Annotated in this window: 17 protein-coding genes; 13 read left to right on the top strand and 4 right to left on the bottom strand. The window is 61.5% G+C overall.

Annotation, left to right across the window (positions count from 1 at the left end; translation table 11 throughout):
• Positions 1 to 21: 21 nt before the first annotated feature.
• Positions 22 to 744, bottom strand: coding sequence for a ribonuclease PH (rph, locus tag WBR57_RS24100; RefSeq protein ID WP_424087305.1), 723 nt, complete (start codon positions 742 to 744; stop codon positions 22 to 24).
• A 215-nt stretch (positions 745 to 959) separates the two neighbouring features.
• Here rph and WBR57_RS24095 point away from each other — a divergent pair, with 215 nt between their 5' ends.
• The 6 genes from WBR57_RS24095 (at position 960) to WBR57_RS24070 (ending at position 6,256) form a co-directional block, all read left to right on the top strand.
• Positions 960 to 1,823, top strand: a complete 864-nt coding sequence (locus WBR57_RS24095) for a YicC/YloC family endoribonuclease (protein ID WP_304629227.1) — start codon at positions 960 to 962, stop codon at positions 1,821 to 1,823.
• A gap of 10 nt (positions 1,824 to 1,833) precedes the next feature.
• Positions 1,834 to 2,454, top strand: a complete 621-nt coding sequence (gene gmk / locus WBR57_RS24090) for a guanylate kinase (RefSeq protein ID WP_424087303.1) — start codon at positions 1,834 to 1,836, stop codon at positions 2,452 to 2,454.
• Positions 2,455 to 2,621: 167 nt separating this feature from the next.
• The gene (gene rpoZ, locus WBR57_RS24085; protein WP_003176920.1) at positions 2,622 to 2,885 is read left to right on the top strand and encodes a DNA-directed RNA polymerase subunit omega; all 264 of its coding nucleotides are present in this window, start codon (positions 2,622 to 2,624) and stop codon (positions 2,883 to 2,885) included.
• Positions 2,886 to 2,945: 60 nt separating this feature from the next.
• A complete protein-coding gene (gene spoT / locus WBR57_RS24080; protein ID WP_015886535.1) occupies positions 2,946 to 5,051 on the top strand; it encodes a bifunctional GTP diphosphokinase/guanosine-3',5'-bis pyrophosphate 3'-pyrophosphohydrolase in 2,106 nt (701 codons plus the stop codon).
• Positions 5,052 to 5,075: 24 nt separating this feature from the next.
• Positions 5,076 to 5,456: a RidA family protein gene (locus WBR57_RS24075; RefSeq protein WP_003176922.1), complete on the top strand. Its 381-nt coding sequence runs from the start codon at positions 5,076 to 5,078 to the stop codon at positions 5,454 to 5,456.
• 56 nt (positions 5,457 to 5,512) lie between these two features.
• On the top strand, positions 5,513 to 6,256 hold the full coding sequence (locus tag WBR57_RS24070) for a hypothetical protein (protein WP_424087300.1): 744 nt from the start codon (positions 5,513 to 5,515) through the stop codon (positions 6,254 to 6,256).
• A 124-nt stretch (positions 6,257 to 6,380) separates the two neighbouring features.
• On the opposite strand, the gene WBR57_RS24065 is transcribed toward WBR57_RS24070, so the two are convergent.
• Positions 6,381 to 7,232: an SDR family oxidoreductase gene (locus WBR57_RS24065; RefSeq protein WP_424087298.1), complete on the bottom strand. Its 852-nt coding sequence runs from the start codon at positions 7,230 to 7,232 to the stop codon at positions 6,381 to 6,383.
• A 187-nt stretch (positions 7,233 to 7,419) separates the two neighbouring features.
• On the opposite strand from WBR57_RS24065, the gene exbB reads away from it, so the two are divergent.
• From exbB to WBR57_RS24030, 7 genes are all read left to right on the top strand, one after another.
• The gene (gene exbB / locus WBR57_RS24060) at positions 7,420 to 8,379 is read left to right on the top strand and encodes a tonB-system energizer ExbB (RefSeq protein WP_424087296.1); all 960 of its coding nucleotides are present in this window, start codon (positions 7,420 to 7,422) and stop codon (positions 8,377 to 8,379) included.
• A gap of 6 nt (positions 8,380 to 8,385) precedes the next feature.
• The gene (gene exbD, locus WBR57_RS24055) at positions 8,386 to 8,811 is read left to right on the top strand and encodes a TonB system transport protein ExbD (protein WP_003195519.1); all 426 of its coding nucleotides are present in this window, start codon (positions 8,386 to 8,388) and stop codon (positions 8,809 to 8,811) included.
• Positions 8,808 to 9,557 carry a TonB family protein gene (locus WBR57_RS24050; RefSeq protein ID WP_015886539.1) on the top strand — a complete coding sequence of 250 codons (750 nt, stop codon included), beginning with the start codon at positions 8,808 to 8,810 and terminating at the stop codon, positions 9,555 to 9,557. Before exbD ends, WBR57_RS24050 begins: the two co-directional genes overlap by 4 nt.
• Positions 9,558 to 9,785: 228 nt before the next feature.
• The gene (locus WBR57_RS24045; protein WP_015886540.1) at positions 9,786 to 10,706 is read left to right on the top strand and encodes a hydrogen peroxide-inducible genes activator; all 921 of its coding nucleotides are present in this window, start codon (positions 9,786 to 9,788) and stop codon (positions 10,704 to 10,706) included.
• An 8-nt stretch (positions 10,707 to 10,714) separates the two neighbouring features.
• Positions 10,715 to 12,790, top strand: a complete 2,076-nt coding sequence (gene recG, locus WBR57_RS24040) for an ATP-dependent DNA helicase RecG (protein WP_424087285.1) — start codon at positions 10,715 to 10,717, stop codon at positions 12,788 to 12,790.
• 77 nt (positions 12,791 to 12,867) lie between these two features.
• Positions 12,868 to 14,268 (top strand): aminoacyl-tRNA deacylase and HDOD domain-containing protein, encoded by a 1,401-nt coding sequence (locus WBR57_RS24035; RefSeq protein WP_424087283.1) that lies wholly within the window; start codon positions 12,868 to 12,870, stop codon positions 14,266 to 14,268.
• Positions 14,269 to 14,604: 336 nt separating this feature from the next.
• Positions 14,605 to 15,285 carry a hypothetical protein gene (locus WBR57_RS24030; RefSeq protein ID WP_424087282.1) on the top strand — a complete coding sequence of 227 codons (681 nt, stop codon included), beginning with the start codon at positions 14,605 to 14,607 and terminating at the stop codon, positions 15,283 to 15,285.
• Positions 15,286 to 15,534: 249 nt separating this feature from the next.
• Here WBR57_RS24030 and WBR57_RS24025 read toward each other — a convergent pair whose 3' ends face one another.
• Positions 15,535 to 15,915 (bottom strand): helicase, encoded by a 381-nt coding sequence (locus WBR57_RS24025; protein WP_424087281.1) that lies wholly within the window; start codon positions 15,913 to 15,915, stop codon positions 15,535 to 15,537.
• Between the two features lie 124 nt (positions 15,916 to 16,039).
• On the bottom strand, positions 16,040 to 16,706 hold a 667-nt coding region (gene tagQ / locus WBR57_RS24020; protein WP_424087280.1), incomplete at its 5' end, for a type VI secretion system-associated lipoprotein TagQ.

The raw sequence follows: 16,706 nt of genomic DNA, 5'->3' as shown, positions 1-16,706 counted from the left end.
GCGCTTCTCCTTGAGGCGGGTTCAGTCGGCCAGTGCGGCGTTCTGCAGTTCGAAGATTTCGGTCATGCCCTTCTGGGCCAGGGCCAGCATGGCGTTCAGGTCGGCCGGCTGGAAAGGCGCGCCTTCGGCAGTGCCTTGCACTTCGATGAAACCACCGGTGCTGGTCATCACCACGTTCAGGTCGGTCTCGGCGGCCGAATCCTCCAGGTAGTCCAGGTCCAGCACGGGCTCGCCCTGGTACATGCCGACCGACACAGCAGCGATCATCTGCTTGAGCGGGTCGCCGCCTTTCAGGCCGCCACGTTTCTTGATGACTTTCAGCGCGTCGACCAGGGCCACCATGGCGCCGGTGATAGACGCGGTGCGGGTGCCGCCGTCGGCCTGGATTACATCGCAGTCGACATACAGGGTCACGTCGCCCAGCTTGGTCATGTCCAGCGCGGCGCGCAGGGAGCGGCCGATCAGGCGTTGGATTTCCAGGGTGCGGCCGCCCTGCTTGCCACGGCTGGCTTCACGCTGGTTACGCTCGCCGGTGGCGCGCGGCAGCATGCCGTACTCGGCGGTCAACCAGCCCTGGCCCTGGCCCTTGAGGAAACGCGGCACGCCGTTTTCGACGCTGACGGTGCAGATCACCTTGGTATCGCCAAACTCGACCAGTACAGATCCCTCGGCGTGTTTGGTGTAGTTGCGGGTGATGCGGATCGAGCGGAGCTGATCGGCAACGCGACCACTTGGACGTTTCATAGGGGATACCTGTACGGAGGACGAAAAACTGCCGAGCATTATAGAGCCGCCAGCCCTTATCGGCACTTCTAAAAAATCCTGTTACAAACCCGGCCGCCGAAGCCACTGTTTGGGGCCACCCGTCCCGTTGAGCTACAATCCTGCGCCTTCGCAGCCTGTCGGCTTCAACTTACCTATCAGCCCGTCTTTGCGGGACTGCAACGCGAGGTACCTCCATGGTGCACAGCATGACCGCCTTTGCCCGCGTCGAAAAAGCCGGCGCCCAAGGCACCCTGAGCTGGGAACTGCGCTCGGTCAACAGCCGTTACCTGGAGCCGCACCTGCGCCTGCCGGAATCCTTCCGCGACCTTGAAGGCGCCGTGCGTGAAGCGCTGCGCCAGGGCATTTCCCGCGGCAAGCTGGAATGCACCCTGCGCTTCACCGAAGAAACCACCGGCAAACCACTGCAGGTCGACCGCGACCGCGCCGCGCAACTGGTCGCCGCCGCCGAAACCATCGCCGGCCTGATCAAGCAGCCAGCAGCCTTGAACCCGCTTGAAGTGCTGGCCTGGCCCGGCGTGCTGGTGGCCGACGCCAGCGACCCGCAAGCCCTCAACGCCGAGGCCCTGGCCCTGTTCACCCAGGGCCTCAAGGAACTCAAGGCCGGCCGCGAGCGCGAAGGCGCCGAACTGGCCCGCCTGATCAACGAGCGCCTGACCTCGATTGAGGAAGACGTGGTAACCCTGCGCGAACTTGTGCCGCAGATGCTCGCCACCCAGCGCCAGAAGGTCCTCGACCGCTTCACCGACATGAAGGCCGACCTCGACCCCGTGCGCCTGGAACAGGAAATGGTATTGCTGGCGCAGAAGAGCGACGTGGCTGAAGAACTCGACCGCCTGAGCACCCATATCCTTGAGGTGCGGCGCGTGCTCAAGTCCGGCGGTGCCGCCGGTCGCCGCCTGGACTTCCTGATGCAGGAACTCAACCGCGAAGCCAATACACTGGGCTCCAAAGCCTTCGATCCGCGCAGCACCACGGCTGCGGTCAACCTCAAGGTGTTGATCGAGCAGATGCGCGAACAAGTACAGAATATTGAGTAAGGCAACCTCCATGACCCACAGCACCGGCACCCTTTACATCATTTCCGCCCCTTCGGGCGCGGGCAAAAGCAGCCTGGTCAAGGCCCTGACCGACGCTGACGAGCAGATCCGCATCTCGGTCTCGCACACCACCCGCGCCATGCGCCCGGGCGAAGTGAACGGCGTGCACTACCACTTCGTCGAGCGCACCGAGTTCGTCAAGATGATCGAGCACGGTGATTTCCTTGAGCGCGCCGAAGTCTTCGGCAACCTCTACGGCACCTCGCAAAGCCACCTGCAGCAAACCCTGGACGAAGGTCATGACCTGATCCTGGAAATCGACTGGCAGGGCGCCGAGCAAGTGCGTCAGCTGATGCCCAAGGCGCGTTCGATCTTCATCCTGCCGCCCTCGCTGGAAGCCTTGCACCAGCGCCTGACCAATCGCGGCCAGGACAGCGACGAGATCATCGACGGCCGCATGCGTGAAGCCGTCAGCGAAATGAGCCACTACGTCGACTACGACTACCTGATCATCAACGACGTTTTCGCCGACGCTTTGGCCGATTTGAAGGCGATTTTTCGCTCAAACCAGCTCCAGCAAAAGCGCCAACAGCAGCGTTTTGGCAAATTACTCGCCGAACTGCTCGGTTGATTGGCTCTTCCCAAAACCGCTGCAAGGGCTTTACATTGGCACTTGTAGCGGTTTTGCGAGGACGCGGGAAAAATCAGCGCTTCCCTAAACGCTGGTGATTTTTTAAACTGTTTAGTCCGCTCGCCCAACCGGGCAGCGCGCATCTTGCATTCGCTCCGAGGAATACCATGGCCCGCGTAACCGTTGAAGACTGCCTAGAACACGTGGATAACCGCTTTGAGCTGGTCATGCTCTCTACCAAGCGTGCCCGTCAACTGGCCACTGGCGGCAAAGAGCCCCTGGTCCAGTGGGAAAACGACAAGCCTACCGTTGTAGCCCTGCGTGAAATCGCTGAAGGCCTGATGAGCTACGAGTTCATCGCCAACGCCGAAATCGTTGAAGACGAACCGCTCTTTGCAGCGTTCGAGGACGAGTCCAACGAGGCCGTCTAAGCCTATGCCTGGTCGACGTAGCACGGCGCGGGGTCAAAGCCTTCGGCAGGAGTTAATACTTTGCCGAGCATAGACGCCCTCGCCGATCGCTTATCGACCTACCTCGGCCCAGACCAGGTCAACCTGGTCCGCCGAGCGTATTTCTACGCCGAACAAGCCCACGACGGCCAACGCCGCCGCAGCGGCGAGGCGTATGTCACGCATCCTCTTGCGGTGGCAAATATTCTCGCCGACATGCACATGGACCATCAGAGCCTGATGGCCGCGATGCTGCATGACGTGATCGAAGACACCGGCATCGCCAAGGAAGCGCTCAGCGCGCAATTTGGCGAAACCGTGGCCGAACTGGTCGACGGGGTCAGCAAACTGACCCAGATGAACTTCGAGACCAAGGCCGAAGCCCAGGCGGAAAACTTCCAGAAGATGGCCATGGCCATGGCCCGCGACATTCGGGTAATCCTGGTCAAGCTCGCCGACCGCCTGCACAACATGCGCACGCTGGAAGTGCTGTCCGGCGAAAAACGCCGGCGCATCGCCAAGGAAACCCTGGAAATCTACGCGCCCATCGCCAACCGGCTGGGCATGCACGCCATTCGTATCGAGTTCGAAGACCTCGGCTTCAAGGCCATGCACCCGATGCGCTCGGCGCGCATCTACCAGGCGGTCAAGCGCGCACGCGGCAACCGCAAGGAAATCGTCAACAAGATCGAAGAGTCGCTGAGCCATTGTCTGGCGATCGACGAGATTGAAGGCGAAGTCAGCGGCCGGCAAAAGCACATCTACGGCATCTACAAGAAGATGCGCGGCAAGCGGCGGGCCTTCAACGAGATCATGGACGTGTACGCGTTCCGCATCATCGTGGACAAGGTCGACACCTGCTACCGCGTGCTCGGTGCTGTGCATAATTTGTACAAACCCCTGCCGGGACGCTTCAAGGACTACATCGCGATTCCCAAGGCCAACGGCTATCAGTCGCTGCATACCACGCTGTTCGGTATGCACGGGGTGCCGATCGAGATCCAGATCCGCACGCGCGAAATGGAAGAGATGGCCAACAACGGCATCGCCGCCCACTGGCTGTACAAGTCCAGCGGCGACGAGCAGCCAAAAGGCACGCATGCCCGCGCCCGCCAGTGGGTCAAGGGCGTACTGGAAATGCAGCAACGTGCCGGCAACTCCCTCGAATTTATCGAAAGCGTAAAGATCGACCTGTTCCCGGACGAGGTCTACGTGTTCACGCCCAAAGGCCGGATCATGGAGTTGCCCAAGGGCTCCACGGCGGTCGACTTTGCCTACGCGGTGCACACCGACGTCGGTAACAGCTGCATTGCCTGCCGGATCAATCGTCGTCTCGCGCCGCTGTCCGAACCGCTGCAAAGCGGCTCCACGGTCGAGATCGTCAGTGCACCGGGCGCACGGCCGAACCCGGCGTGGCTCAACTTCGTGGTCACCGGCAAGGCGCGCACGCACATCCGCCATGCGCTGAAACTGCAACGCCGTTCCGAATCCATCAGCCTCGGCGAACGCCTGCTGAACAAGGTGCTCAACGGTTTCGACAGCGCCCTGGACAAGATCCCGCAGGAGCGCGTGCAAGCGATGCTCCACGAGTACCGCCAGGAAACCATCGAAGACCTGCTGGAAGACATCGGCCTGGGCAACCGCATGGCCTATGTCGTCGCGCGCCGCCTGCTCGGCGAAGGCGAACAGTTGCCAAGCCCCGAAGGCCCGCTGGCGATTCGCGGCACCGAGGGCCTGGTGCTCAGCTACGCCAAGTGCTGCACGCCGATCCCGGGTGACCCGATTGTCGGCCACTTGTCGGCGGGTAAAGGCATGGTCGTGCACCTGGACAACTGTCGCAACATCACCGAAATCCGCCACAACCCCGAGAAATGCATCCAGCTCTCATGGGCCAAGGATGTGACCGGCGAATTCAACGTCGAGCTGCGGGTGGAGCTGGAACACCAACGCGGCCTGATCGCCCTGCTGGCCAGCAGCGTCAACGCGGCCGACGGCAATATCGAGAAAATCAGCATGGACGAGCGCGATGGCCGCATCAGCGTGGTCCAGTTGGTCGTCAGCGTGCACGACCGCGTGCACCTGGCCCGCGTGATCAAGAAACTGCGCGCCCTGACCGGAGTGATCCGCATCACCCGCATGCGTGCATAGCCCACCTCTTACAAGGAGTCACTCATGACCAAGACCGTTATCACCAGCGACAAGGCCCCGGCCGCCATCGGCACTTACTCCCAGGCAATCAAGGCGGGCAACACCGTCTACATGTCCGGCCAGATCCCGCTGGACCCAAAGACCATGGAACTGGTTGAAGGCTTCGAAGCACAAACCGTGCAGGTCTTCGAAAACCTCAAGTCGGTGGCCGAAGCCGCCGGCGGTTCGTTCAAGGACATCGTCAAGCTGAACATCTTCCTCACCGACCTGAGCCACTTCGCCAAGGTCAACGAGATCATGGGCAAGTACTTCGAGCAGCCCTACCCAGCCCGCGCCGCCATCGGCGTGGCTGCCCTGCCAAAGGGCGCACAGGTTGAGATGGACGCGATCCTGGTCATCGAGTAAAACACCCGGCGCAGCCTCCACAGGTTGCGCCGACTTCGTTTCAGAAGGATTTCATGATGCGCAAAGCGCTTGTAGCCTCTTCGTTGCTCGCCCTGCTGCTTGGCGGCTGCGCCAGCAACCCTGCCGACCGGGACGTGAGCGGCACCTGGATCAACCAGGTCGCCATCAATGCCGCAGCGAAGGGCGGCCCTTTGCGTGAAGCCCTGCAATCCTTTGGCCCGAACCTCGAATGGGAGGTCAACACCAAAGCATCGCAGGCACGCTACTACAACGGTTTTGAAGTAGCGGAAGGCAAGTTGCTTGGTGAAAAATCCGGCGCCTGGAGCGTGGATTTCTACGGCAGCTCAGCTACCGAACTCAAGCGCAAAGGCCGGCAATTGCTGCAAGTGGCTAACGACAACGAGCCCGAGCAACTGTTCGCCCGCGCCAAGGACCCCGCCCCGGAAGGCGCGCCATTGGGCGCCAACTTCGAACGCGCGCTGTATGCGGCCTATATGGGCGGCGACTGGAAGATCACTGACGGCTTCGGTAACGGCGCCACCGTGCAGTTCCAGGCTGACGGCAAGGTCGTCGGCCTGCCTGGTGTCGACCGCTATTCGCTGTGCCTGGCGGGCGACTGCGCCTCCATGAGCGGCGGCTACGACAGCATCTGGCTGCAACTGAACGGCCAGGGCAACCCGTGGATCTTTGCGCGCAAAGGCAAGCAGCTGGAGATTTTCCAGGCGGTGAATACCGCCCAGGCCGACGAAGTGCCCTCGTTTACGCCGGGCCCACGCCAATGGCTGCTTGAAAAGCAATAAGTCGCCGAGCACAGATCCAAATGTGGCAGCGGGCTTGCTCGCGAAAGCGGTGTATCAGAAACACATTCAGTGACTGACACTGCGCCTTCGCGAGCACGCCCGCTCCCACAGCCTCAACTGCATTTCAGCCTTTGAGGATCGCCGCGTAGCCTTCGCGGTAAGTCGGGTAGGTCGGCACCCAGCCCAACGCTTTGATACGCGCATTACTGCATCGCTTGCTGCCAGCTCGGCGCACACTGGCGTCCTCTGACCACTCAGTCACACCCAGGTAGTCGCGCAACCACGCAACCACCTCAGCCAACGGCGCCGGCGCATCGTCGACGCCGATGTAGATTTTGTCCAGCGAGCCACCCTGCTCCACCTGCCGAAGCAGAAAGGCCAGCAACCCTGCTGCGTCGTCCGCGTGGATCCGGTTGCCGTATAAAGGTGGGTCGATCGCCACGCGATAACCTTGCCGAACCTGGGTCAACAGCCACTCACGGCCCGGGCCGTAGATACCGGTCAAGCGCACAATGCTCGCCGGAATACCGCTGTTGAGCGCTACCTGCTCGGCTTCGAGCATGACCTGCCCGGAGTAGCCGTTTGCCTGGGTGGCAGATGTTTCGTCGACCCACTCTCCGCTCTGCTGCCCATAGACGCTGCTACTGGACACAAACAGCAGGTGTTTCGGCTCCTGGCCGTAATCGCCGAGCCACTCCAGCACGTGCTTCAAACCCTGCACGTAAGCCGCGCGATAGCCGGCCTCGTCGTGGTCGGTCGCGGCAGCGCAGTACACCAGGTAGTCCACCCCGCCGATTGGCCAAGTGTCAGGGCAATCCTTTTTGAACAGGTCGCCGGCAATACCGATCACCCCGTCGGGCAAGCGCGAAATGTCGCGCCGCAACCCATGAACCTCCCATTCCGAGGCGAGCAATTGGCTAGCCAGCCGACTACCCACATCGCCACAACCGGCAATAACAACAGAAGGCGCAGACATCAGAAAACTCCGTACAGAAAGGCCTAGGGTAGCCTTCGCAGATGACAGACGGCCAGAAAAAGGACAAATAAAGTTACTGTATTACTTCTGTTAACAAGAATTACTTGCAATAATGACCGCCCATTTGTCCTCGACCCCTGGGTCTGGAAGGACGATCACTCATTTTCTTTACTCAGGTCCGGCCAGCATGACATGTAATACAACCCCCGCTTCGCCAACCAAGCTTCACAGCCCGTCCCGCGCCTGGCGCGCGATTGCTGCGCTGCTGTTCAGCGTACTGCTGGCACCGACCGCCGCGTTCGCCGACGCCACCGCTCCCGCTACACCGCCAGCCGCCGAGCAAAGTGCCGCACCCGCTGCCGCGCCTGTTGCCACCGACCCTGCAGCCCCTGCCGCTGCTGATGAAACCGGTGTGGTACTCGAAGAAGACAACACCCTGGGCATGGCCCACGACCTGTCGCCATGGGGCATGTACCAAAACGCTGACGTCGTGGTGAAAGCCGTGATGATCGGCCTGGCCATCGCCTCGATCATCACGTGGACCATCTGGATCGCCAAGGGCTTCGAGCTGCTGGGCGCCAAGCGTCGCCTGCGCACCGAGATCGTCCACCTGAAAAAGGCCGCCACCCTCAAGGAAGCCAGCGAAACCGCGACCAAAAAGGGCACCCTGGCCAACACCCTGGTGCACGACGCGCTGGAAGAAATGCGCCTGTCGGCCAACACCCGCGAAAAAGAAGGCATCAAGGAGCGTGTGGCCTTCCGCCTGGAGCGCCTCGTTGCTGCCTGCGGCCGTAACATGAGCAGCGGCACCGGCGTGCTGGCGACCATCGGCTCCACTGCGCCCTTCGTCGGCCTGTTCGGTACCGTGTGGGGCATCATGAACAGCTTCATCGGCATCGCCAAAACCCAGACCACCAACCTCGCCGTCGTTGCCCCAGGCATCGCCGAAGCCCTGCTGGCAACTGCCCTGGGCCTGGTTGCGGCCATCCCTGCGGTGGTGATCTACAACGTCTTCGCCCGCTCGATTGCCGGCTACAAGGCCCAGGTATCGGACGCGTCGGCGGAAGTCCTGCTGCTGGTCAGCCGCGACCTCGACCACCTGCCTACCGAGCGCAGCTCGCAACCGCACATGGTGAAAGTGGGGTAATCGGCCATGGGCCTGCATTTGAATCAAGGCGACGACGAACTCGTCGAGAACCACGAAATCAACGTCACGCCGTTTATCGACGTGATGCTGGTGCTGCTGATCATCTTCATGGTGGCTGCACCGCTGGCTACCGTGGACATCAAGGTCGACCTGCCCGCCTCCAGCGCCAAGCCGGCGCCGCGGCCAGAGAAGCCGATCTTCCTCAGCGTCAAGGCGGACCAACGCCTGTTCCTGGGCGAAGAAGAGGTCAAGGCTGAAACCCTGGGGCCGGTGCTCGACGCCAAGACCCAGGGCAAGAAAGACACGACGATCTTCTTCCAGGCTGACAAGGGCGTGGACTACGGCGACCTGATGAGCGTGATGGATGCCCTGCGGGCAGCCGGCTATCTCAAGGTCGGCCTGGTCGGACTCGAGACGGCAGCCAAAAAATGATCACGACGCGCCACAAACTGACGCGTTATGGCACCAGCCTCGCCGTCGTGCTGGGCGTGCATGCCATCGCGATTGCCATCGCGCTCCACTGGTCCGCGCCGCGTACGGTGCAGTTGCCACCGGCTGCCATGGTCATCGACCTGGCGCCGATGCCGGCTCCGCCGCCGCCGGCACCGCCAAAAGTGGTCACGCCACCGCAACCACCTGCACCGGTGGAAGAGCTGCCTCTGCCGAAACTGGCTGAGGCACCCAAGCCGACGATCCAGGTGCCCAAGCCGGTCAAGCCCAAGCCGAAGCCTCAACCGCCCAAGCCCGTGGAGAAAAAGATCGAGCCGCCCAAGGAGAAACCTTCCGAGGACCCGCCGAGCGACGCTCCGCCGACCCAGGCGCCAGCTGAGAAATCGGCCCAGCCGGTTCCAGGCCCGTCGCCGCAACAGATTGCTGCCAAAGCGTCGTGGGAAGGCACCCTGCTGGCACACTTGCAAAAGTACAAGAAGTACCCGCCAGGTGCCCAGGCGCGCGGCAAGGAAGGCTTGAACCGCCTGAAGTTCGTGGTGGATGCCGACGGTAACGTGCTGTCTTACGAGTTAGTGGGCCGCTCCGGCAACGCCGACCTGGACCGCGCCACGCTGGACATGATCCGTCGCGCCCAGCCGCTGCCGAAGCCACCGGCCGATATGCTCAAAGGTGGCAGCATCGAGATCGTTGCACCGTTCGTGTACAACATCGAGAAGCGTCGCCGGTAAAGGTACATAGGAACTAGTGTGGGAGGGGGCTTGCCCCCGATGGCGGTGGGTCAGTCAGGGAAAGTCGACTGATCTACCGCTATCGGGGGCAGGCCCCCTCCCACATTTGATTGTGCACAGCTGATCAAATTCGCCTAACTCCCCGCTCAATCCCCACCAAAGTTCTGATAACGTGCGTCTATCGATTGCAGCCGGTATGCTTGGCTCGCAACCTCATGGACGCCCGCTATGACTCTTACAGAATTACGCTACATCGTGACCCTCGCCCAAGAACAGCACTTCGGCCACGCGGCCGAGCGTTGCCACGTCAGCCAGCCGACGCTGTCGGTGGGTGTGAAAAAGCTTGAAGACGAACTCGGTGTGCTGATTTTCGAGCGCAGCAAGAGCGCCGTGCGCCTGACCCCGGTGGGTGAAGGCATTGTTGCCCAGGCTCAGAAAGTCCTGGAGCAGGCACAAAGCATTCGCGAACTGGCCCAGGCCGGCAAAAACCAGCTGACCGCACCGCTGAAAGTCGGCGCCATCTACACCGTCGGCCCGTACCTGTTCCCGCACCTGATCCCGCAACTGCACCGCGTTGCGCCGCAGATGCCGCTGTATATCGAAGAAAACTTCACCCACGTGCTGCGCGACAAACTGCGCAACGGCGAGCTGGACGCGATCATTATCGCCCTGCCCTTCAACGAAGCGGACGTGCTGACCCTGCCGCTCTACGACGAGCCGTTCTACGTGCTGATGCCGGCCTCGCACCCGTGGACGCAAAAAGACACCATCGACGCCGGCCTGCTCAACGACAAGAGCCTGCTGTTGCTCGGCGAAGGTCACTGCTTCCGCGACCAGGTCCTGGAAGCCTGCCCGACCCTGACCAAGGGCAACGACGGCGCCAAGCACACCACGGTGGAATCCAGCTCCCTGGAAACCATCCGCCACATGGTCGCTTCCGGCCTGGGCATCTCGATCCTGCCGCTGTCGGCGGTGGACAGCCATCACTACGCTCCCGGCGTGATCGAAGTGCGCCCGCTCACCCCGCCCGTGCCATTCCGTACGGTGGCGATCGCCTGGCGCGCCAGCTTCCCACGGCCAAAAGCGATTGAGATTCTCGCGGACTCGATCCGCCTGTGCTCGGTGGCCAAACCGCCTGCTGCGAGCTGACCGGACGTATGACTGAGCTGTCGCAGGTGCCGGTGACGGCACTCAAGGGTGTCGGCGAAGCCATGGCCGAGAAGCTGGCCAAGGTTGGCCTGGAAAATCTCCAGGACGTGCTGTTCCACCTGCCCCTGCGTTACCAGGATCGCACCCGCGTGGCGCCCATCGGCCATTTGCGCCCCGGGCAGGACGCGGTGGTCGAAGGCACCGTCAGCGGCGCCGATGTGGTCATGGGCAAGCGCCGCAGCCTGGTCGTGCGCCTGCAGGACGGCACCGGCGGCCTGAGCCTGCGCTTCTACCATTTCAGCAATGCGCAGAAAGAGGGCCTCAAACGCGGCACCCGCGTGCGCTGCTATGGCGAAGCACGCCCCGGCGCCTCCGGCCTGGAGATCTACCACCCGGAATACCGCGCGATTACCGGCGACGAGCCGCCACCGGTCGACACCACGCTCACGCCGATCTACCCGCTGACTGAAGGCCTGACCCAACAACGCCTGCGCCAGTTGTGCATGCAGACCCTGACCATGCTCGGCCCCAAAAGCCTGCCCGACTGGCTGCCTGTGGAGCTGGCCCGCGACTATCAACTGGCGCCGCTGGACGATGCGATTCGCTACCTGCATCACCCACCCGCCGACGCCGATGTCGACGAACTGGCCTTGGGGCATCACTGGGCCCAGCATCGCCTGGCGTTCGAAGAATTGCTGACTCACCAGCTGTCCCAGCAGCGCCTGCGCGAAAGCATGCGTTCGCTGCGGGCGCCGGCCATGCCCAAGGCCACACGCCTGCCTGCGCAATACCTGGCCAACCTGGGCTTTGCGCCGACCGGTGCGCAGCAGCGTGTCGGCAATGAAATCGCCTACGACCTCAGTCAGAAAGAACCCATGCTGCGCCTGATTCAGGGCGACGTGGGCGCGGGCAAAACCGTGGTCGCTGCCCTCGCCGCCTTGCAGGCCCTGGAAGCCGGTTACCAAGTGGCGCTGATGGCGCCCACCGAGATTCTCGCCGAGCAGCATTTCATCACCTTCAAACGCTGGCTCGAACCCCTGGGCCTGGAAGTGGCGTGGCTGGCGGGCAAGCTCAAGGGCAAGACGCGCGCCGCCGCACTGGAACACATTGCCGGCGGTGCCCCGATGGTGGTGGGCACCCACGCGCTGTTCCAGGACGAAGTGAAGTTCAAGAACCTGGCCCTGGTCATCATCGACGAACAGCACCGCTTCGGCGTGCAACAACGCCTGGCCCTGCGCCAGAAAGGCGTGGGCGGGCGCATGAGCCCGCACCAGTTGATCATGACCGCCACCCCGATCCCGCGCACCCTGGCCATGAGTGCGTATGCCGACCTCGACACCTCGATTCTCGACGAACTGCCGCCGGGCCGCACCCCGGTCAACACCGTGCTGGTCACCGACACCCGCCGCGTCGAAGTGATCGAACGGGTGCGCGGCGCCTGCGCCGAAGGCCGCCAAGCCTACTGGGTGTGCACGCTGATCGAAGAGTCCGAGGAGTTGACCTGCCAGGCTGCCGAAACCACCTATGAAGACCTCACCAGCGCTTTGGGCGAGCTCAAGGTCGGGCTGATTCACGGGCGCATGAAGCCGGTGGAAAAAGCTGCGGTGATGGCCGAGTTCAAGGCCGGCAACCTGCAATTGCTGGTGGCGACCACGGTGATTGAAGTCGGCGTCGACGTGCCCAACGCCAGCCTGATGATCATTGAAAACCCCGAGCGCCTGGGCCTGGCGCAGTTGCACCAATTGCGTGGCCGCGTCGGCCGGGGCAGCGCGGCCAGCCATTGCGTGCTGCTCTACCACCCGCCGTTGTCACAGATCGGTCGCCAGCGCCTGGGGATCATGCGCGAAACCAACGACGGTTTTGTCATCGCCGAAAAAGACCTCGAACTGCGCGGCCCCGGCGAAATGCTCGGCACGCGCCAGACCGGCCTGCTGCAATTCAAGGTCGCCGACCTGATGCGCGACGCCGACCTGTTGCCCGCCGTGCGCGATGCCGCGCAAGCGCTGCTCGAACGCTGGCCGGAGCACGTCAGCCCATTGCTGGATCGCTGGCTGCGACATGGGCAGCAATACGGCCAAGTGTGACGCCTGACTCACTTAACCGACCTACAGGTGTATCAAGCTGGTTATACTTCGGTGACTGTAAGAAATTGGATCAGGCCATGTCAGAAGTTGCCCTCGCCACAGCCCCACTGACCGCCCCGCCGGTCATTCGGGCTCTGCTCGCAAAGCTCGCCGTCAACTACACGGAAGTCGCCGAACAACCGGGCCTGAATCCGGCGCGAAAGGTCCAGGCCGTGCTGCTGGAAGATGCGGTGGGCGCACTGATGGTGCTGTTCCCCCAAAACCAGTTGCTGGATCTCAACCGCCTCGCCGAACTCACCGGTCGCCGCCTTACGGCCGTGTCGCCGGAACGCATCGAGCGCATGCTCGGCAAGCATGACCTGAGCCTGCTGCCGGGCCTGCCGCCGCTCACCAGTTCGCCATGCCTGTACGAAGGCAGCCTGCTCGACGAGCCGACCCTGTTGGTGCATTCGGGCGAGGCCGGGCTGCTGTTGGAAATCGCCAGCGACGAATTCAAGACCATGCTCACCAAGGCCAGCGCCGCACATTTCGGCGAGCCGCTGAGCAATATCCGCCCCAACCTCGACCGCCCCAACGATGACCGCGAGGAAATCACCCAGGCGATGCAGGCGTTCACCGCCCGCCGTATCCAGCAGCGCCTGGAAGCGACCATCGAGATTCCGCCGCTGGCTGACACCGCGCAAAAAATCATCAAGCTGCGCGTCGACCCCAACGCCACCATCGATGACATCACCGGGGTGGTGGAAACCGACCCGGCCCTGGCCGCACAGGTGGTGAGCTGGGCGGCGTCGCCGTACTACGCGTCGCCGGGCAAGATTCGTTCAGTTGAAGACGCCATCGTGCGCGTGCTGGGCTTTGATCTGGTGATCAACCTGGCGCTGGGCCTGGCACTGGGCAAGACCCTGAGCCTGCCCAAAGACCACCCGCACCAGGCCACACCGTACTGGCATCAGTCGATCTACACCGCCGCCGTGATCGAGGGCCTGACCCGCGCCATGCCCCGCGCCCAGCGCCCGGAAGCCGGCCTGACCTACCTGGCCGGCCTGCTGCACAACTTCGGTTACCTGCTGCTGGCGCATGTGTTCCCGCCGCATTTCTCGCTGATCTGCCGCCATCTGGAGGTCAACCCGCACTTGTGCCACAGCTATGTCGAGCAACACTTGCTGGGCATCAGCCGCGAGCAGATTGGTGCGTGGTTGATGCGCTATTGGGACATGCCGGACGAACTGTCCACCGCCCTGCGCTTCCAGCACGACCCCACCTACGACGGCCAATACGCCGAATACCCAAACCTGGTGTGCCTGGCGGTGCGCTTGCTACGCAGCCGCGGCATCGGTTCCGGGCCGGATCAAGCCATCCCGGACGAGTTGCTTGAGCGCCTGGGGCTGACCCGGGACAAAGCAGAGGATGTGGTGGCTAAGGTGCTGGATGCGGAGACGTTACTGCGCGAGTTGGCATCCCAGTTCAGCCAGGGCTGATACCCCCGCTATCAATGGCATTCCGGCCAGCGGACCGGTACTCGCGCTGTAAAGCCGCAATTGCTGGTAACAGTCCGCTAGGAACGATCCGCTTCTCACGCCCACCCAGTGCCATAGCGCGGTATTGAACACCGCGTTATATATAAATACCCACTAATCCTGTTGAGTCCGTATTGAATACGTCGATACTTCGACGTCGTCGCGGCTGAACAGAGTATTCGAGGCACTGACCACATGAACCCCATCCATAACACCCCTCTCGCATCGCCACCGCTTACCCCGTCAAATCCGATAGTAGAATTCGAAAGGTACACTCAAACGAATTTAATCCAGGGCATGAAAATCACCTCGCTCTTTGAAGTGCCCAGTGATGCCCCGCAGACTTTCGGTGGTCCCAATGCCAAGATCATTAGAATTGAAGGAAGCGACGGCGCGGACAACTTTCACTTCAAAAGCTACGGCAACAATAAAGTGGCTGTCGAAATAAACGGCGAATCCTTTCCGTTGCCGATGGAAAACGCCGATGGCGGTCCGCCAAAAATACAACTATTAACCAAGTCAGGTGACGACAACGTAATAATTGACGCAGATGTATTTCCGAAGATTACGATCGAGTCATACTCTGGAAACAACACCATCCAGACCGGCGGCGGCGCTGCCGCAGTGCATACCGGTTATGGCATGGATAATATTACCCTAGGCCCTGGCGGAGGAACGGCAACTTCCAAGGGGGGTAACAATACCTTAACCACCGGGACAGGGACTCGCCATCTTGTGTCGCTAGGCTCGGGGAAAAACACTGTGTACACGGCAAGTAACGCTCCCAACAGTAGAACTTCTATCTCGTCTCGCGGGGAGCTCGACACCTTGCACTTGGCGTCTGGCAACAACTCCGTCACCAGCAAAGCAGGCATTGCCGTTATCCACGAAACCGGAGGCAAGAACGAATTTGCTTACGTCAAGGGTTCTGGCCAAATTCTAGGTATTGACAATGACCGCCTCAGGGTCATCGAATAATAAGTTATCCATGACGCTCGAACAGTAACATTATTTCTCCGAGCCAAGCGGTTAACTAGCAAGAACTTCCCTATAACACTAACGACCGAAAATACGTAAACGAACGTTTCAAGAAACAAAAACAACACAAAGGCAGTCGCCCCCTTAAAATAGATACGTTCAGAAATAGTTCAAAATGAACCCTAACTGCTGATTAATATACTTCCCTAAGCTGCGCCTCGAGGTTTAAAGCCCCGAGGCCAACAACAACTAACGCAGCTTTTTTTTGCGCGGCTTCAAATACTTGGTCAGCCCCTGGAACCAGATCACCAGCGCCGGGTTGCCCTTGATGTGGATGGACTTGTCCTGAATCCCCGTCATGAACGCCAGTTGCTTGTTTTTCGCCTGCATCGTGGCGAAGCCGTAGGCGGCATCCTTGAACGCAATCGCGAATGCCGGCGACGGGTGAACACCCGAGCGGCTGGTGATGCGTTGGTCTTTGACGATGAAGTGACGGGCAACTTTGCCGTCGAGGGTCTGCAACTGGAACGCCAGGTCTTTGTCACCCAACTGTTGCTGGAAGGCAGGATTGGTGCGGCTGGCTTTGCCCATCATCAGGCCCAGCACCCACAGTAGAAGACGAAATTTCATGCACACAGCCTCGGTGTAATTATTGAGTGGCCGCAGCAGTTTAACGATTTGCAAAAAGAACGCCACCGATCTCGCGCATTAGCAGAAGATCGGCTGGCGTTTGACGCTTATAGCAGCATGTTACTTAAACGTTTGGGCAAGGTACCGGTGCCCAGTCGGCCAGGTTAGGATCACGGCAGCTGCCTTCGAGCTGTGCTTTACCGGCGCTGGCAACCTGCTTGCTTTGAGCTTGCTTGGCCTGCACGGTCTGGATGCTCTTCTCGGTGGTCACCGCTTCCTGCGGCACCACCGGCAGCGCTTTCTTCTTCGCCGGCTTCACGGCTTTCTTGCCTTTGGCCGGCGGCGTCACCGTTGTGGTGTCAGCCGTGGCCACGGTGACCACATCGTTACGCTGTACGCCGACCTGCTGCAGGTCTTTCTCGTAGGCTTGGGTGTAGTTGTTCAGGTCTTCGCTGGCCTTGCCGTTGACCGCAACGATCAGGTCATTGGATTCCTTCAGGCCGGCAACGATTTCCGCCAGGCGCTTGCGGCCTTCGGTGTCATTGACGGTCTTGGCCTTGCGGTCGCTCACGAGCTTGGTGAACGCGCTCTGGTAGCACTGCTGCGAGGCCTTGGCGTACGCGGTGCTGCGGTCGATGTCGGACGCGCTTTTGTTGAAGTCGGTTGAGTAGGACGCGATGCGCTGGTTGTCATCGGTGATCTGCTTCTGACGCTCGGTGTAGTAACCCGCCGCGCCGCCAGCCAGGGCGCCGCCCGCTGCGCCAATCGCGGCGTTGCGGCCGCGCTTTTCC

Origin of the sequence: Pseudomonas sp. (assembly GCF_049590575.1) — a bacterium.
Classification (GTDB): domain Bacteria; phylum Pseudomonadota; class Gammaproteobacteria; order Pseudomonadales; family Pseudomonadaceae; genus Aquipseudomonas.
Note: the sequence above shows the minus strand (reverse complement) of the source record. Positions and strands in the feature narration are given on the sequence as shown.

What these genes read in the sequence shown, in the direction of transcription:
- rph (WP_424087305.1), bottom strand. Translation starts at nt 744, where the DNA reads ATGAAACGTCCAAGTGGTCGCGTTGCCGATCAGCTCCGCTCGATCCGC.
- WBR57_RS24095 (WP_304629227.1), top strand. Translation starts at nt 960, where the DNA reads ATGGTGCACAGCATGACCGCCTTTGCCCGCGTCGAAAAAGCCGGCGCC.
- gmk (WP_424087303.1), top strand. Translation starts at nt 1,834, where the DNA reads ATGACCCACAGCACCGGCACCCTTTACATCATTTCCGCCCCTTCGGGC.
- rpoZ (WP_003176920.1), top strand. Translation starts at nt 2,622, where the DNA reads ATGGCCCGCGTAACCGTTGAAGACTGCCTAGAACACGTGGATAACCGC.
- WBR57_RS24075 (WP_003176922.1), top strand. Translation starts at nt 5,076, where the DNA reads ATGACCAAGACCGTTATCACCAGCGACAAGGCCCCGGCCGCCATCGGC.
- WBR57_RS24070 (WP_424087300.1), top strand. Translation starts at nt 5,513, where the DNA reads ATGCGCAAAGCGCTTGTAGCCTCTTCGTTGCTCGCCCTGCTGCTTGGC.
- WBR57_RS24065 (WP_424087298.1), bottom strand. Translation starts at nt 7,232, where the DNA reads ATGTCTGCGCCTTCTGTTGTTATTGCCGGTTGTGGCGATGTGGGTAGT.
- exbB (WP_424087296.1), top strand. Translation starts at nt 7,420, where the DNA reads ATGACATGTAATACAACCCCCGCTTCGCCAACCAAGCTTCACAGCCCG.
- exbD (WP_003195519.1), top strand. Translation starts at nt 8,386, where the DNA reads ATGGGCCTGCATTTGAATCAAGGCGACGACGAACTCGTCGAGAACCAC.
- WBR57_RS24050 (WP_015886539.1), top strand. Translation starts at nt 8,808, where the DNA reads ATGATCACGACGCGCCACAAACTGACGCGTTATGGCACCAGCCTCGCC.
- WBR57_RS24045 (WP_015886540.1), top strand. Translation starts at nt 9,786, where the DNA reads ATGACTCTTACAGAATTACGCTACATCGTGACCCTCGCCCAAGAACAG.
- recG (WP_424087285.1), top strand. Translation starts at nt 10,715, where the DNA reads ATGACTGAGCTGTCGCAGGTGCCGGTGACGGCACTCAAGGGTGTCGGC.
- WBR57_RS24035 (WP_424087283.1), top strand. Translation starts at nt 12,868, where the DNA reads ATGTCAGAAGTTGCCCTCGCCACAGCCCCACTGACCGCCCCGCCGGTC.
- WBR57_RS24030 (WP_424087282.1), top strand. Translation starts at nt 14,605, where the DNA reads ATGAAAATCACCTCGCTCTTTGAAGTGCCCAGTGATGCCCCGCAGACT.
- WBR57_RS24025 (WP_424087281.1), bottom strand. Translation starts at nt 15,915, where the DNA reads ATGAAATTTCGTCTTCTACTGTGGGTGCTGGGCCTGATGATGGGCAAA.